General features: G+C 70.4%; 15 protein-coding genes. 10 read left to right on the top strand and 5 right to left on the bottom strand.

Annotated elements, in window-relative coordinates; translation table 11 throughout:
* Positions 1–84: 84 nt before the first annotated feature.
* Positions 85–1524, top strand: coding sequence for an aldehyde dehydrogenase (locus tag EIZ44_RS39875; protein WP_134734112.1), 1440 nt, complete (start codon positions 85–87; stop codon positions 1522–1524).
* Between the two features lie 138 nt (positions 1525–1662).
* Here EIZ44_RS39875 and EIZ44_RS39870 read toward each other — a convergent pair whose 3' ends face one another.
* The 3 genes from EIZ44_RS39870 to EIZ44_RS39860 are packed head-to-tail and all read right to left on the bottom strand — an operon-like array spanning position 1663 to position 4657.
* Positions 1663–2532, bottom strand: a complete 870-nt coding sequence (locus EIZ44_RS39870) for a 1,4-dihydroxy-2-naphthoate polyprenyltransferase (RefSeq protein ID WP_134663683.1) — start codon at positions 2530–2532, stop codon at positions 1663–1665.
* A gap of 47 nt (positions 2533–2579) precedes the next feature.
* Positions 2580–3719 carry an o-succinylbenzoate--CoA ligase gene (gene menE / locus EIZ44_RS39865; protein WP_134663684.1) on the bottom strand — a complete coding sequence of 380 codons (1140 nt, stop codon included), beginning with the start codon at positions 3717–3719 and terminating at the stop codon, positions 2580–2582.
* Positions 3720–3733: 14 nt separating this feature from the next.
* Positions 3734–4657, bottom strand: a complete 924-nt coding sequence (locus EIZ44_RS39860) for a 1,4-dihydroxy-2-naphthoyl-CoA synthase (protein WP_037818864.1) — start codon at positions 4655–4657, stop codon at positions 3734–3736.
* Between the two features lie 93 nt (positions 4658–4750).
* Here EIZ44_RS39860 and menD point away from each other — a divergent pair, with 93 nt between their 5' ends.
* The 5 genes from menD (at position 4751) to EIZ44_RS39835 (ending at position 9617) form a co-directional block, all read left to right on the top strand.
* Complete coding sequence (gene menD / locus EIZ44_RS39855; protein WP_037818922.1) at positions 4751–6427, top strand: 2-succinyl-5-enolpyruvyl-6-hydroxy-3-cyclohexene-1-carboxylic-acid synthase; 1677 nt, start codon at positions 4751–4753, stop codon at positions 6425–6427.
* Between the two features lie 31 nt (positions 6428–6458).
* Positions 6459–6803: a hypothetical protein gene (locus EIZ44_RS39850; protein ID WP_200864430.1), complete on the top strand. Its 345-nt coding sequence runs from the start codon at positions 6459–6461 to the stop codon at positions 6801–6803.
* Between the two features lie 91 nt (positions 6804–6894).
* A complete protein-coding gene (locus EIZ44_RS39845) occupies positions 6895–8412 on the top strand; it encodes a M1 family metallopeptidase (protein WP_134734111.1) in 1518 nt (505 codons plus the stop codon).
* A 56-nt stretch (positions 8413–8468) separates the two neighbouring features.
* The gene (locus EIZ44_RS39840; RefSeq protein ID WP_134734109.1) at positions 8469–9143 is read left to right on the top strand and encodes a hypothetical protein; all 675 of its coding nucleotides are present in this window, start codon (positions 8469–8471) and stop codon (positions 9141–9143) included.
* A 9-nt stretch (positions 9144–9152) separates the two neighbouring features.
* Positions 9153–9617, top strand: a complete 465-nt coding sequence (locus EIZ44_RS39835; protein WP_037818868.1) for a DUF3592 domain-containing protein — start codon at positions 9153–9155, stop codon at positions 9615–9617.
* On the opposite strand, the gene EIZ44_RS39830 is transcribed toward EIZ44_RS39835, so the two are convergent.
* Positions 9618–10451, bottom strand: a complete 834-nt coding sequence (locus EIZ44_RS39830) for an inositol monophosphatase family protein (RefSeq protein ID WP_037818869.1) — start codon at positions 10449–10451, stop codon at positions 9618–9620.
* Positions 10452–10675: 224 nt separating this feature from the next.
* On the opposite strand from EIZ44_RS39830, the gene EIZ44_RS39825 reads away from it, so the two are divergent.
* Entirely contained in the window at positions 10676–11746 is a 1071-nt protein-coding gene (locus EIZ44_RS39825; protein WP_276323903.1) for a glycosyltransferase family 4 protein, read from the top strand.
* 3 nt (positions 11747–11749) lie between these two features.
* On the top strand, positions 11750–12853 hold the full coding sequence (locus EIZ44_RS39820) for a glycosyltransferase (RefSeq protein ID WP_134734108.1): 1104 nt from the start codon (positions 11750–11752) through the stop codon (positions 12851–12853).
* Between the two features lie 62 nt (positions 12854–12915).
* Here EIZ44_RS39820 and EIZ44_RS39815 read toward each other — a convergent pair whose 3' ends face one another.
* On the bottom strand, positions 12916–13374 hold the full coding sequence (locus EIZ44_RS39815) for a MarR family winged helix-turn-helix transcriptional regulator (RefSeq protein WP_167754427.1): 459 nt from the start codon (positions 13372–13374) through the stop codon (positions 12916–12918).
* An 81-nt stretch (positions 13375–13455) separates the two neighbouring features.
* On the opposite strand from EIZ44_RS39815, the gene EIZ44_RS39810 reads away from it, so the two are divergent.
* A complete protein-coding gene (locus EIZ44_RS39810; RefSeq protein WP_134734102.1) occupies positions 13456–14109 on the top strand; it encodes a DUF4386 domain-containing protein in 654 nt (217 codons plus the stop codon).
* Positions 14110–14119: 10 nt separating this feature from the next.
* Entirely contained in the window at positions 14120–14809 is a 690-nt protein-coding gene (locus tag EIZ44_RS39805; RefSeq protein ID WP_037818876.1) for a demethylmenaquinone methyltransferase, read from the top strand.
* The last annotated feature ends 8 nt before the right edge of the window (positions 14810–14817 follow it).

Genomic DNA, 14817 nt, shown 5'->3' with positions numbered 1-14817 from the left:
ACTGCTCTCTTGATAAAAGAACAGCGTCCTGTTAACTTCGAGAACAAGAGAGCAGTGTTCCGTTAACTCTGGCAGGAGATCCCGATGCGTACTTACGACCAGCTCTTCCTCGGCGGCCGCTGGACCGAGCCCGCGACGACCGACACCTTCGAAATCCGTTCGCCGCACGACCGGGCGCTGGTCGGCACCGCGCCAAAGGCCTCGAAGGCGGACGTCGACCGCGCGGTGGCGGCGGCCCGGCGGGCGCTCGAACCGTGGGGGAGAACCCCGCTGGCCGAGCGGCTGCGCCTGGTCGAGCGGTTCAACGAACTGCACGCCGCCCGGGCCGACGAAATCGCCGAGCTGATCACCGCGGAGAACGGCTCGCCGAGCTGGTTCACCGGCTGGACGCAGCACAACCTCCCGGAGCGCACGGCGGCGTGGCTCAAGACCGCGCGCGAGTTCGACTGGGAGGAGACGCTGACCGACGAGGCGGGCAACCGGACGATCGTGCGTGCTGCACCGGTCGGGGTGGTGGCCGCGGTGATCCCGTGGAACTCGCCGCATTCGGCCGCGCTGGTGAAGCTGATTCCGGCTCTGCTGGCGGGCAATCCGGTGCTGCTGAAGGCCGCGCCGGAAACCCCGCTCGACGCGATGCTGCTGGCGGAGATCTTCGCGGAGGCCGGGTTCCCCGAGGGCGTGGTGAGCGTGTTCGCGGCTGACCGCGACGTGAGCGAGTACCTGGTGACGCACCCCGGTGTCGACAAGATCTCGTTCACCGGCTCGACGGCGGCCGGGCGGCGGATCGCGTCGCTGGCGGGAGAGCAGTTCAAGCGCGTCGGGCTGGAACTCGGCGGAAAGTCCGCGGCGATCGTGCTCGCGGACGCGGACCCGAAGACCGTCGCCGAGGGGATCCGGACCGCGACGTTCGCGAACAACGGCGAGATGTGCGTGGCGCACACGCGGATCTTCGCGGCGCGCGAGCGGTACACCGAGGTCGTGGCCGCACTCGCGGAAATGGCCGACGGGCTCGTGGTCGGCGATCCCGCGAAGCCGGACACGTTCGTCGGGCCGATCGTGCGCCGTGACCAGTACGAGCGGGTGCTGTCGTACCTGCGGCTAGGCGTCGAGGAGGGCGCACGGATCGCGGCGGGCGGTGCCGAGCCGCTCGCGAATCCTGAGCTGGCGGACGGGTTTTACGTGCGTCCGACGGTGTTCGCCGATGTTACGAACGACATGCGGATCGCGCGCGAGGAGATCTTTGGTCCGGTGCTCGTGGTGATCCCGTTCGACACCGAGGAGGAGGCGATCCGGCTCGCGAACGACTCCGACTACGGCCTGAGCGGCGGCGTGTGGACCGCCGACGCGGAACACGGCGTCGAACTCGCGCGGGCGGTGCGCACGGGCACGTTCCACGTCAACGGCGCGCCGCGGCATGGGAACGCGCCGTTCGGCGGGTTCAAGGCGAGCGGGGTGGGCCGTGAGTACGGCTCGCACGGGTTGGCGGAGTTCGTGGAGTGGCAGGCGATTGCGGTGGGTCGTTAGAGCGCGAGGGCGAATGCGCTCTGCATCGCCCGGGCGCGGGAACGCTCGGGTCGGTGGGCTCGAAGTGAAGCGGGGTGGGCCGTGGGCGCGGTTGGCCCGGGCGGTGTTTGCGAAATAGCAGGCGATCGCGGTCTGCCGCTAGAGCGCCAGGGCGACCGCGCTCAGCACCGCCCACGCCAGCATCGCCATGCCGGTGTCGCGCAGGGCCGGGATCAGCTCCCGGCCCTTGCCGCCGCCTCCGACGGACTTGATGGGCTTCAGCAGCAGCGGCGCGGTCACGAAGGTGATGAACAGCAGCGGGTGCCAGATCCCCATCAGCACGGTGAGCGCGTACGGGACCGTCACCAGGGTCAGGTAGAGCTTTCGCGTGCCGCCGTCGCCCATGCGGGTCGCGAGGGTGTGCTTGCCGGACTCGAGGTCGGTCGGGATGTCGCGCAGGTTGTTCGCGACCAGCACCGCCATCGAGAACGAGCCGACCGCTACCGCGCAGCCCAGTGCGTCCCAGCTGACCCGGCCGGCCTGGACGTAAACCGTGCCGAGGACGCCCGCCAGTCCGAAGAACACGAAGACCGCGATCTCGCCCAAACCGTAGTAGCCGTAAGGCTTTTTGCCGCCGGTGTAGAACCACGCGCCGAGGATGCACAGCGCGCCCATCGCGAGCAGCCACCAGTATCCGCTCAGCGCGACGAGCGCCAGGCCCAGCACTCCGGCCAAGCCCAGGGAGGTCAGCGCGGCACGCAGGACGGCCTTCGGGTTCGCCGCGCCGGAGCCGACCAGACGCAGCGGACCGACGCGGTTTTCGTCGGTGCCGCGGATGCCGTCGGAGTAGTCGTTGGCGAAGTTCACGCCGATGATCAGCGACAACGCGACCAGCAGAGCGAGCAGCGAACGCCACCAGGAGAACGCGTCGAGCGCGATCGCCGCTCCGACGCCCGCCACGACCGGTGCGATCGCGTTCGGCAGCGTCCTCGGCCGGGCGCCTTCGATCCACTCACTGACTGTCGCCATGGGGTCCATTCAACGCCATGCGATCTTCACCCGTTCGGTGAACCCGCTCAGCGCGTCCGGAGGGCGGCGACCACTGCCTGCCGGTCGATCTTTCCCGGTCCGCGCAACGGCAACTCGCTGACGAACTCGATGCGTTTCGGCGTCGCGGCCGCACCCAGCTCAGCCCGGACCGCGGCTCGCAGCGCGGCCTCGTCCGTCGAACCCGCCACCATCGCCACGACCGCCTCGCCCCACTGCGGATCCGGAATGCCGACGACACAGGCGTCCCGCACCCCGGGCTGCGCGCCGAGCAGCCGTTCGATCGAGGCGGCGGACACCTTGACCCCGCCGGTGTTGATGACGTCGTCCGCGCGTCCGAGCACCTCGATCCGACCGTCGGGCAACCAGCGGCCGCGGTCGGAAGTGCGGAAAGAGCCGTCCCGGAACGACTCCGCGGTCAGTTCCGGAGCGAGACGGTAGCCGTGCGACAGCACAGGACCGGAGATCCACAGTCGCTCGTCGGCGTCGGGCTCCACGCGCACCCCGTCGAGCGGAACGCCGTCGTAGACGCAGCCGCTCGCGGTCTCGCTCATGCCGTACGACGGGACGATCCGCACGCCTTCCTCAGCCGCTTGCGCTCGCAGCGCAGGCGAGGTGGCGGCGGCGCCCAGGATGATGCCGTCGAAGGCCTTCGCGGCGGCCAGGCCAGCGCCGCCGTCGTCGAGCAGGCGGACTAGCTGGGTCGGCACGAGCGCGGTGTAGCGCGAGCCGTTCTCCGCGAGCACCGGCGCGGCCGCGGCGGCGAACTCGTCCGGGCGGAAGCCGGTGCCGGTCAAGAACGCCGGTTTCGTGCCTGCCAGCCGCGCTCGGATCAGGACTTGCAGGCCGCCGATGTAGTGCGCGGGCGTGGCGAGCAGCCAGTGTCCGGGGCCGCCGAGCCGGGCGTGCGTTGCCGTCGCGGACGCGGTGAGCGCACGCGGCGACAGCAGCACTCCCTTCGGCGCCCCGGTGGACCCGGACGTGGCGATCACCACGGCGGTGTCCGGCTCGACCGGCTGCTCCGGGGCCATCGCCTCGAGCAGCGCCGGGGCCGACGGATCCGCCGAGTTCAGCGGCAGCACCGCCGGACCGCCGTCGAGGGCAGCCGCCAGGGCCGCGTCGAGGGCGGTCAGCGCGTCGGCGCTGCCGTCGAGCCACACCACGTGCACGGCGAACGACCTTCTCAGTAGTAGTACGGGTAGTCGGACCAGTCCGGGTCGCGCTTCTCCAGGAACGCGTCGCGGCCCTCGACGGCCTCGTCCTGCATGTACGCCAGCCGGGTGGTTTCGCCGGCGAACAGCTGCTGTCCGACGAGCCCGTCGTCGATCGCGTTGAACGCGTACTTCAGCATCCGCTGCGCGGTCGGCGACTTGCCGATGATCGTCCAGCCCCATTCGAGCGCGACCCGCTCCAGCTCGGCGTGCGGCACGACCTCGTTGACCGCGCCCATCCGGTGCATTTGCTCGGCGGTGTAGTCGCGGCCGAGGAAGAAGATCTCGCGCGCGAACTTCTGCCCGACCTGCCGGGCGAGGCCCGCCGAACCGTAGCCCGCGTCGAACGAGCCGACGTCCGCGTCGGTCTGCTTGAACCGCGCGTGCTCGGCCGAGGCGAGGGTGAGATCGCACACGACGTGCAGCGAATGCCCGCCGCCCGCCGCCCAGCCGGGCACCACGGCGACCACGGGTTTCGGCATGAAACGGATCAATCGCTGCACCTCGAGGATGTGCAGCCGCCCCGCCCGCGCCGGGTCGACCGTGTCCGAGGTCTCCCCGCTCGCGTACTGATACCCGGAGCGTCCGCGAATACGCTGGTCACCGCCGGAACAGAACGCCCAGCCGCCGTCCTTCGGCGACGGGCCGTTCCCGGTGAGCAGGACGCAGCCGACGTCCGAGCTCATCCGGGCGTGGTCGAGCGCCCGGTAGAGCTCGTCGACGGTGTGCGGGCGGAAGGCGTTGCGGACCTCCGGACGGTCGAAAGCGATCCGGACCACCCGTTTGCCGGAGCGGGCATCTCGCGAACGGTGGTAGGTGATGTCGGTGAAGGAGAACCCTTCGACCTCGGACCAGGCGGCGGGGTCGAACAGCTCGGAAACTCGGGCGTCATCCACGTTTGGGAGAATAGGACCTGTGGACATGATCGCTGTGCCTGACGCCGCCCCCGGGGAGTGCCCGTCGGACGGTTCCTTAACGGGGGCCTGCCGGTGAACCCGTCCACCGCGCAGGCCAGGGTCATCGTCGACGAACTCGTCCGCAACACCGTGTCGCACGTCGTGTTGTGTCCAGGATCTCGCAACGCGCCGCTGTCCATCGCGCTCTACGACGCCGCCGCTTCGGGACGGCTGCAGCTGCACGTCCGCATCGACGAGCGCGGCGCGGCGTTCCTCGCGCTCGGCATCGCGGCGCGCACCGGCCGTCCGGCGGCGGTGGTCTGCACCTCCGGCACCGCGGCGGCGAACTTCCACCCGGCCGTGCTGGAGGCCGACCGGGCGGGCGTGCCGCTGATCGTGCTCACCGCCGACCGTCCGCCGGAGCTGCGTTCGGCGGGCGCGAGCCAGGTGATCAACCAGTACGAGCTGTACGGCGACGCGGTCCGCTACTTCGACGAGCTGGCCGTCGCCGAACGCCGGGCCGGGCAGAACTCCTACTGGCGCAGCCAGATCTGCCGCGCGTGGAACGCCGCGTACGGCGAGTGGCGCTGCGGGCCGGTACACCTGAACATCCCGTTCCGCGAGCCGCTCGTGCCGGACCTCGACGATGACGGCGAGTGGTACGAATCGCTCGAAGGCCGCCCGGACGGCGAACGCTGGACCGAGTTGCCGGACTTCGGCGCGCTGCCCTCGTTCGTGGTCCCCTCGGCGCGGCACGGCCTGGTGATCGCGTGCGACACCGGCGCGCAGGCGGCCAGCGAGTGGGCCGAACAGCACGGCTGGCCGGTGGTTTCGGAGACCGGCGGGCTCGGCCTGTCCGGCGCGACCGCGATGTCGTCCGGCGCCTGGCTGCTGGGCGTCGAGGAATTCATCTCGCGGCACCGTCCCGAGCAGGTGCTGTGCCTCGGCCGTCCGACGGTGTTCCGGCAGGTCCAGAAGGTGCTGTCGGACCCGGAGGTAGAGGTGCTGCTGGTGCGTCCGGATTCGGACTGGCCCGCGCCCGCGCACAACGTCCGCCAGGTCGGGCAGTGGTTCGCCGAACCGACGAAGCCCGCGGACCCAGAGTGGCTCGCGAGCTGGCAGCGCGCGGACGCCGCGGCCAGCCAGGCGGTTTCGACGGCGCTGGCCGCCGAGCCGTGGCCGAGCGGCGTACGGGTGGCGACGGAGCTGGTCGACGCGCTGCCGGAAGGCGCGCTGCTGGTGGTCGGCTCCTCGAACCCGACGCGCGATGTCGCGCTCGCTGGACGGCTGCGTCCGGACGTCCTGGTGCACCGCAACCGCGGCGTCGCCGGGATCGACGGCACGGTGTCGACGGCCATCGGCGCGGCCACTGTGCACCGCGCGCCGTCGTACGCGCTGCTTGGCGATCTGACCTTCCTGCACGACGCGTCCGGCCTGCTCACCGGTCCGGCGGAGCAGTTGCCGGACCTGACGATCGTGGTGCTGAACGACGACGGCGGCGGCATTTTCTCGCTGCTGGAGCAGGGCGCGCCGGAACACTCGGCGAGCTTCGAGCGCGTCTTCGGCACGCCGCACGGCGCGGATCTGGGCGCGCTCTGCGCGGGTTACCGGGTGCCGCACGTCCTGGCCGAGACAGTCGAAGAGTTCCGTGCCGCGCTGCGGCCCGCGCCGGGCCTGCGGGTCGTCGAGGTCCGGGTCGACCGGGCGCAGCACCGGAATCTCCACGCGCGGCTGAAGTCCGCGGTCGCGGAAGCGGTGGGGACGGTTTAACCGGCGGGGGCCGGTGAATATGGGGGATTTCGTGAACGAGGCGGACCTGCGCCCGCGAGGCCGGTGGGCCTGGTTCAGCGCGGCGGTGGCGGCGCTGGCACTGATCGGGCTGGTGTGCTCGTATTTTTCGTCGTTTCTGGTGATGGCCAGCGACAACTGCTTCGCCGGGGACAGCAGGGCGATCTGCAGCGCGGCCGGACAGCAGGCGGTCGCGTCGCTGCCGTGGGTCGGCTGGTTCGCGGCGATCGCCGGGTCGTTCGCGATGGCCGGGCTCGCCGTGCGGCGCGGCTGGGGACCGTGGCCGGGGCTGTACGCGGGCCCGATCTTGTACGGCATCCCGATCGCCATCGCGTGGTGGATCGCCGAATCCGGATGATCTTCCCAGTGGGTAAGAACCCGTCGTTCGGACGTACCTGTGGGGTGCTCACGTGGATACGTTCGGTCGCATTGGCCACCTTGGAGGAACCATGCGATCGAGAACTCGGGCCGGAATCGGGGCGGTTGCGGCTGGAGTCGCGACGGTGCTGCTGGCAGGCACCGCCTCGGCAGTGCCGGCACCGGGCGCGCCGGGGGTCGGCGACCCGTACTACCCGAACGCCGGCAACGGCGGCACCGACGTGCAGCACTACGACATCCGCGTGAGCTACCAGCCGGAGACCGACGTCCTGTCGGGCACCACGACGCTGCTGCTCACCGCCACCCAGGACCTGTCGCGCTTCGACCTCGACTTCGCGCTCAAGGCGTCGAAGGTGCTGGTGAACAACCGGCCCGCGCAGTTCACGAACCAGAACGGCGACGGCGAGCTGGTGATCACGCCGGCGCAGCCGCTGCTGAAGGGCCAGTCCGCGACGGTCGTCGTGAGCTACTCCGACAGCCCGTCGACGGAGAAGGTCGGCGGACTGAACACGTGGAAGAAGGGCGCGTTCGGGGCGCTCGGCATCGACGAGCCGCAGAGCGCGCAGTGGTGGTTCCCCTCCAACGACCACCCGACCGACAAAGCGACTTACGACGTGTCGATCGAGGCTCCGGACGGGCTCGCCGCCATCTCGAACGGCACGCTCGTGAAGAAGACCAAGAAGCGGGCCGGCTGGACGCGGTGGAACTGGCGCAGCACCAAACCGCAGGCGACCTACCTGACGTCGTTCATCGTCGGCAAGTACGACGTGGTCCAGTCCACCACGCCGGACGGCAAGCCGTTCATCACCGCCTACGGTTCGGATCTCGGCGATTCGCTCGATGCGGCCAAGGCGAGCGTGGAGCGGACGCCGGAGGTTGACGAGTTCCTGGCGTCGCAGTTCGGGCCGTATCCGTTCGAGGCCGAGGGCGGCGTCGTGACCAGCGGGATCACCTTCTCGCTGGAAAACCAGACCCGGCCGACCTACGGCGCGCGCAACTTCGCCGCTGGCTCCAACACCACGCTGATCGCGCACGAGAACGCACACCAGTGGTTCGGCGACAACGTTTCGCTGGGCAAGTGGAGCGACATCTGGCTGAACGAGGGCTTCGCGTCCTACGCCGAGTACCTGTGGTCCGAGCACCAGGGCGAGGGCACGACCGCGGAACTCGCGCAGTACGCGTACGACTCCTACGCGGCCGACGACCCGTTCTGGCAGGTCCTGCCGGGCGATCCGGGCGAGCCGAACCAGTTCGACCGCGCGGTGTACGACCGGGGCGCGATGGCCGTGCAGGCGTTGCGCACCACGGTCGGCGACCAGGCGTTCTTCTCGATCCTCCAGCAGTGGCAGACCGCCAAGGCCGGTAAAGCGGCGGTGATCCCGGACTTCATCGCGCTCGCGGAGAAGGTGTCGGGAAAGCCGTTGCAGGAACTGTTCCAGACCTGGCTGTTCACCAAGGGGAAGCCCGCCGTCGGTCCTAATGGGACGGTCGCGGCGGCCAAGGCTTTCGCCGCCGTTCCGGCGAAGCCGAAGGCGTGGGACCAGATCCAGGCGAACCACCGCGCGCTGGCGGCGGCTGAGCGGCACTGAAATTCGCTTGCCTGGCCGCGGGATCCTGGAGAGTTCCGCTCCAGGAGGAGGATTTCGTGGCCATGAAAGTGCGGGCGCAGCTCCGCCACGCCCGGCTCGACGGCCGGGAGTGGCGGGTGCTGCGCCCTGATCCCGTTCTGGACACCGCGCTGTTGTTCGAGGTCGCTCCGGGCACGGAGATGTCGCACGTGGAGATGTACGTCGACCGCAGCGCGGCGTACCGGATCGGGGTGCTGTGGCTGCTAGCCTCGCGGTCCCGCCACACGATCATCCACCTGCCGTTGCGCACCGGCCGGATTCCCGAGGAACCGGAGTTCACCGGTCGTCCGCTGGATCTCGTGCTGAGCCAGCACACCGCGCACCTGCGCCCTTCGCAGTGGCCGCGGCTGCGGGCGGCGCTCGGCCCGGCCCGGCCGCATACCGTGCGGGTCCCGGCTGATCGGCGGCCGATCGACTGGCCGGAATGGCCCACCCGGGACCGGCTGCTCGACCGGTTCCACGCGAACACGATGTTCCTGACCGGCAGCCCGGCGGTCTTCCGGCACACCGCCGAGGACTTCTTCGACCTCGCGTTCGGAGCCCCTGGTTCGGCTCCGGGCGAGGAATCGGCGCAGCACAAGTGTTTTCAGCTGCATTGGACGTCTCGGCTGCTGGTGAACTCGTACAACCTGCACGTGCTGTACCGGGCGCACTGGCTGCCGAGTGCCGAGCTGGTCGGCGCACCCGACTAAACTCTGGGTGTGGCAGCCAGGAGTGTGAAGGCACGGCGGATCGCGTGGTTCGCCGTGCTGGGCGTGGCTGTGCTGCTCACGGTGATGTGCGTGAGCCTGGTTTTCGCCGCGTTCCGCAACGACAGCGCGATCGAATCGCACCTGGGCACGGCGAACGCGACGGTCGAGTCGGTGGCCTTCGACCGCACGATCATCCAGTACCAGACCCCGGACGGCATCGTGCACAGCCCGCCGACCGGGGTGCTGTACCCGTCGGGCCTCGCGGCCGGCCAGCTGGTGGCGATCGAGTACGACGCGACCAACCCCGAGCTGACCCGGGTCGCCGGCCGGACCGCGACGTTGACGCTGCTGCCGGTGGGCATGACGGTGCTGATCACGTGGCTGGTGGCGGGCCCGTTGCTGTGGTGGCTGCGCCGGTTGATGAAGCGGGACCGGTCCGCTTCGGTGGCGGAGCCGGTCGCCGCGAAGGTGTGATCAGGTTCCGGCGGTTTCCTGCCACCAGCCGAGTACTTCGTCGGCCACGCCGGGTGCGGCGACCAGCAGTCCGTCGGTAGGCAGGGCAGCGTCCTCGCCATGTTTGTCCAGCACCACCGCGCCCGCCTCGATCGCCATCGCGACTGAGCCCGCGACGTCCCATTCGTGGTAGCTGTGCAGTACCGCCGCGGCCGCGTGTCCGAGGGCGACCTGCGCGATCGACAGTGCGGCCGATCCCAGCACCCGCACCCCGGTGTGGGCGGCTGCCGCTCGTTCGATGAACTCGCCCATTCCCGGCCACGGGCCCTTGCGCGCCAGTTCGGTGCAGACGATCGCTCCGGCAGTGCCCGCGCGGTCGACCAGCTTCAGCGGTTTCCCGTTCGCGCGGGCTCCCCGGCCGCGGGCGGCGGCGTAGATCTGCGCCCGGTACGGGTCGGCGACGACGCCCACCACCGGGCCGCTCGCGTCGACCAGGGCGAGGCTGTAGGCGCACCACGGCACTCCGGCGACGTAGTTCGCGGTGCCGTCCACGGAGTCGACCACCCAGCGGTACTCCGCGACGTCCGCGCCGTGGTCGGCGCCGAATTCGTGGCCTACCACCGGGATTCCGGGGAACTCCGCGGTCAGTACGCGGCGGGTGTGCCGTTCCAGGATCCGATCGGTGTCGGTGACCCAGTCGAACGGCGAATCCAGCGTCGCCGGGTGCGCGCCGCGGCCCGCGGTCGCGGTGATCACGTCGGTGGCGTCGTTCGCCAGCCGCCCCGCGACCTCGAGTGCTCGGGAGAGCAGCCCGGGTTCCACGGGCCGCGACGGCCTGGAGGACAAGAGGGTCATGCCTGCTTAGTCTGGGCGTTCCTGGTGTCCGGGACACGACCGGAAGATGACATGTCGTGGCGAATTCTTCGACGGTCGGCGCCCGGGCGCGGACGCTGCGGAGTGTTTCGCCACCGTTGGCCGGTCGGTTACGCGGGATTGGCCCGCCCTGCCTGCGGTTTTGCGACAGTGACGCCGTGCGAGTCGCCATAGTCACCGAAAGTTTCCTGCCCCAGGTGAACGGCGTGACGAATTCCGTGCTGCGGGTCGTCGAGCACCTGGTCGAATCCGCGCACGACGTGCTGGTCGTCGCGCCCGGACCGGGTCCGGCGAGTTACCGCGGCGCGCCGGTCGTCCGCATTCCGGCGCTGGACTTCCCCGGCGTGAACTCGCTGCCGATCGGCCTGCCGACGCGCACCGTGCTGACCGCGCTGGCCGATTTCGGCCCGGACGTCGTGCACCTGGCCTCGCCGTTCGTGGTCGGCGCGCGCGGGCTCGCCGCGGCCAGACGGCTGCGCGTGCCGTCGATCGCCGTCTACCAGACCGACATCGCCGGGTTCGCCACGTCGTACGGCTTCGGCATCGGCGCGCGGGCGGCCTGGCGCTGGGTGCGCCGCCTGCACTCGCGGGCCGACCGGACGCTCGCGCCGTCGTCGGACTCGATCGAACAGCTGAAACTGCACGGCGTTCCGCGCGTACATCGCTGGGCGCGCGGCGTGGACATCAGCCGGTTTTCCCCAGCGCACGCGGATCCGGCGCTGCGTGCGGAACTCGCGCCGAACGGCGAGCTGCTGGTCGGGTTCGTCGGACGGCTCGCGCCGGAGAAGGAGGTCGACCGGCTGACCGTGCTGGCTGGGATGCCGGGCGTGCGCGTGGTCGTCGTCGGCGACGGACCGGAGCTGCCGTCGTTGCGGGAACGGTTGCCTGGTGCGGCTTTCCTCGGCGCGAAGTACGGCGACGAGCTGTCGGTCGCGTACGCGAGCCTCGACGTTTTCGTGCACACCGGACCGCACGAGACGTTCTGTCAGGCGGTGCAGGAGGCGATGGCGTCCGGACTGCCGGTGCTCGCGCCGGACGCGGGTGGCCCGAAGGATCTCGTCTTGCCAGGCCGTACCGGGTATTTGCTGCCGGCTGACCGGGAGGCGTTCGGCCCGGCGCTGGTTGCCAAGGTCAATGACCTGCGCGACGCGGCGTTGCGGGCCCGGCTCGGCGAGAAGGCGCGGAAAGTGGTCCTGGGCCGGACGTGGCCCGCGGTGTGCCGGGAGCTGGTCGGGCACTACGAAGCGGTACAGGGCCGAGTCGCGCGTGCGGCTTGAGCCATGCACATCGTCCAGCTGGCGAACTTCTACGGACCGCGGTCCGGCGGGCTGCGGACCGCGCTGAACCACCTCGGCGCGGGGTACGTCGCCAGCGGGCATCGGGTGACGCTGGTCGTGCCGGGGCGGCGGTACGCGGTGGAAAGCCTGCCGACCGGGGTGTGCCGGTATTCGTTGCCTGCCTTGCAAATTCCCGGCACCGGCGGGTACCGCGCGGTCGATCCGCAGCGGGTCCGCGCGGTGCTGCGGCGGCTGGAACCGGACCGGCTGGAGGTGTCCGACCGGTTGACCCTGCGCGGGATGGGCGTCTGGGCGAGGCGGAACGGCGTGCCCAGCATGGTCATTTCGCACGAGCGGCTGGACCGGTTGCTGGAACAGTTTTTGCTGCCCGGAGCGATGGCCCGGCACGTCGCGGACGCCGCCAACCGGCGGATGGCGGCGTCGTACGACACGGTGGTGTGCACGACGGCCTTCGCGCACGCGGAGTTCGAGCGGATCGCCGCGCCGAATGTCCGGCGGGTGCCGCTGGGGGTGGATCTGGCTACCTTCGCGCCGTCGATGCGGGATTCGGGATGGCGGAGGGCGTTGGCCAGTGGTGCCGACGCGTTGATTGTCCATTGTGGTCGGTTGTCGCCGGAGAAACATGTTGAGCGGAGCGTGGATACGGTCGCTGAGCTGACTGAGTCCGGCGCGCGGGTGCGGTTGGTGATCGCGGGGGACGGTCCGCGACGACGGGCATTGGAACGGCGGGCCCGGGGCTTGCCGGTGACGTTCCTCGGCTTCTTGGCTGGACGCGGCGAGGTGGCTCGATTGCTGGCCAGCGCGGATGTTTCGCTGGCTCCGGGACCGCATGAGACGTTCGGGTTAGCGGCTTTGGAGGCGCTTGCTTCCGGTACGCCGGTAGTGGTTTCGGCGTCCTCGGCATTGCGGGAGATCGTGCGGCCCGGGTGCGGGGCGGCGGTGGATGACTACGCGCCCGCGTTCGCCAGCGCGGTGACCGGGTTGTTGGACAGTCCCGAAGAGATCCGGCGGGCGGCTGCTCGGGCGCGTGCGGAGGAATTCGCTTGGCCGACCTCGGTGCGGGGAATGCTCGCCGCGCTGGGCTGACAAAGGTCCGTGAAGGGCTCCTTGAGGGAATCTAATTCCCTCAAGGAGCCCTTCACGGACAACTAGCCGCGGTAGCCGGGGTGGACGCCGGGGGTTAGGTCGTGGTCGGCGGCGACTCGGGCCAGCAGGTCGCGCAGCACCGAACGTTCCTCTGTGGACAGTGCGGCCATCATCTCGTCTTCGTGTGCTGCGGCGGCTTTCGCGAGTGCGGCCATCGTTTCTTGGCCTTTGTCGCTCAGGAAAACCGCATAGAGGCGGCGGTCTTGCGGGTTGCGGCGGCGTTCGATCAGGCCCTGCTGCTCCAGGCCGTCGACGAGGGCGACCAGCCGGGTCGGCGGCGTGCCCAGTTCCGCGGCCAGCACCTGCTGACTCTCGCCGGGCCGCCGCGCGATCGCCCGGAGCAGGCCGGTCTGGGGCGGGGTCAGGCCCAGGTCCGCGACGCGTTCGGCGAAGCGCTGGGTCGCGTGTGCGCCCAGCTGGGCCAGCAGGAAAGCGCTGCCGAACTGCGGAGGTCCTTGCATGCCCTGAACCGTATCGCTTGACAATCAATTACACCAGTGTAATCGTTCTAGCAGTGAAACTAATTGACCTGGAGGTTTGCCATGACGACCATGACTCGACAGGGCGGTCCGCCCTTGCTGGCACCGGCGCTGGCGTTCGGGGTGCTGACCGTCGCATCGGCGGTGCTCGGGGCGACGGGGACGCGGCCGGATTCCAGTGCGGCTGAGGTCGCCGCGTATATCGGCGGCAACCAGGGCGTCGTGCAGCTGCTCGCGTTCGCGGTGTTCGGCGCGTCGGTTCCGTTGGCGGTCTGGGCCGCGACGGCTTATCGCAGACAGCGGCGGCTCGGCGTCGCGGCACCGGGCGCGGTGATCGGGCTGACCGGCGGCGTGCTGTCCGCGGCCGCGCTCGCGATGAGCGGGTTGATCACCTGGACCGCTGCGCAGTCCAGTGAGACGCCGGCGGTGGCGCGCGCGTTGACCAGCCTCGCGTTCGCGTCCGGCGGGCCGGGCTTCGTGGTGCCGCTGGCGTTGCTGATCGCCGGGATCGCGGTGCCCGCGCTGTTCCTGAACCTGCTGCCGCGCTGGCTGTCGGTCGCCGGGCTGGTGGTCGCCGCGTCCGCGGTGCTCGCCTCGCTGTCGCTGCTGACCCCGGCGCTGTATCCGCTGATCCCGGTCGGCCGGTTCGGCGGGCTGGCGTGGCTGGTCGCCGCCAGCGTCCTGCTCCCGCGCGACCGCGCGGCACGGACGGACTAATCTCGGACCCATGCCCCGAGCGAGCCTGGACAAGGATCCGCACGAAGTCGCCGCGATGTTCGACGGCGTCGCGTCCGGTTACGACCGGGCGAACTCGTTCATGACGTTCGGGTTCGACCGGCGCTGGCGCACCACCACGGCGCGCGTGCTGGACGCCAAACCCGGGGAGAAGGTGCTCGACCTCGCGGCGGGCACCGGGGTGTCCACCGTCGAGTACGCGCGCGGCGGAGCCTGGTGCCTCGCCGCCGACTTCTCCGTCGGGATGCTCAAGGCGGGCCTGCACCGGAAGGTGCCGATGGTCGCCGCGGACGCGATGTGCCTGCCGTTCGCCGACAACAGCTTCGACGCCGTCACCATCTCCCTCGCGCTGCGGAACTTCGTCGACACCAAGGGCGCGCTCGCCGAGATCCTGCGGGTGGTCAAACCGGGCGGCAGGCTGGTGATCTGCGAGGTGTCGACGCCCACCTTCGCCCCCATCCGGTTCATCTACCGGCGGTTCGTCCTCAAGCTGCTCACCTGGGTCGGCAGCCGGTCCTCGACCAACCCCGAGGCCTACTCCTACCTGGCCGAATCGATGCTCGCCTGGCCCGATCAGCGCGGGCTCGGCGAGATCATCGCGAGCGCCGGATGGACCGAGGTGGAGTGGCTGAACCTCACATTCGGCGTCGTCGCGATCCACCGCGCGCGCAAGCCTGCCTAAACTCGGCG

It is taken from the genome of Amycolatopsis nivea, assembly GCF_004522235.1.
Classification (GTDB): domain Bacteria; phylum Actinomycetota; class Actinomycetes; order Mycobacteriales; family Pseudonocardiaceae; genus Amycolatopsis; species Amycolatopsis nivea.
The sequence above is the reverse complement of the archived record's forward strand: the minus strand, read 5'-3'. Positions and strand labels throughout refer to the sequence as shown.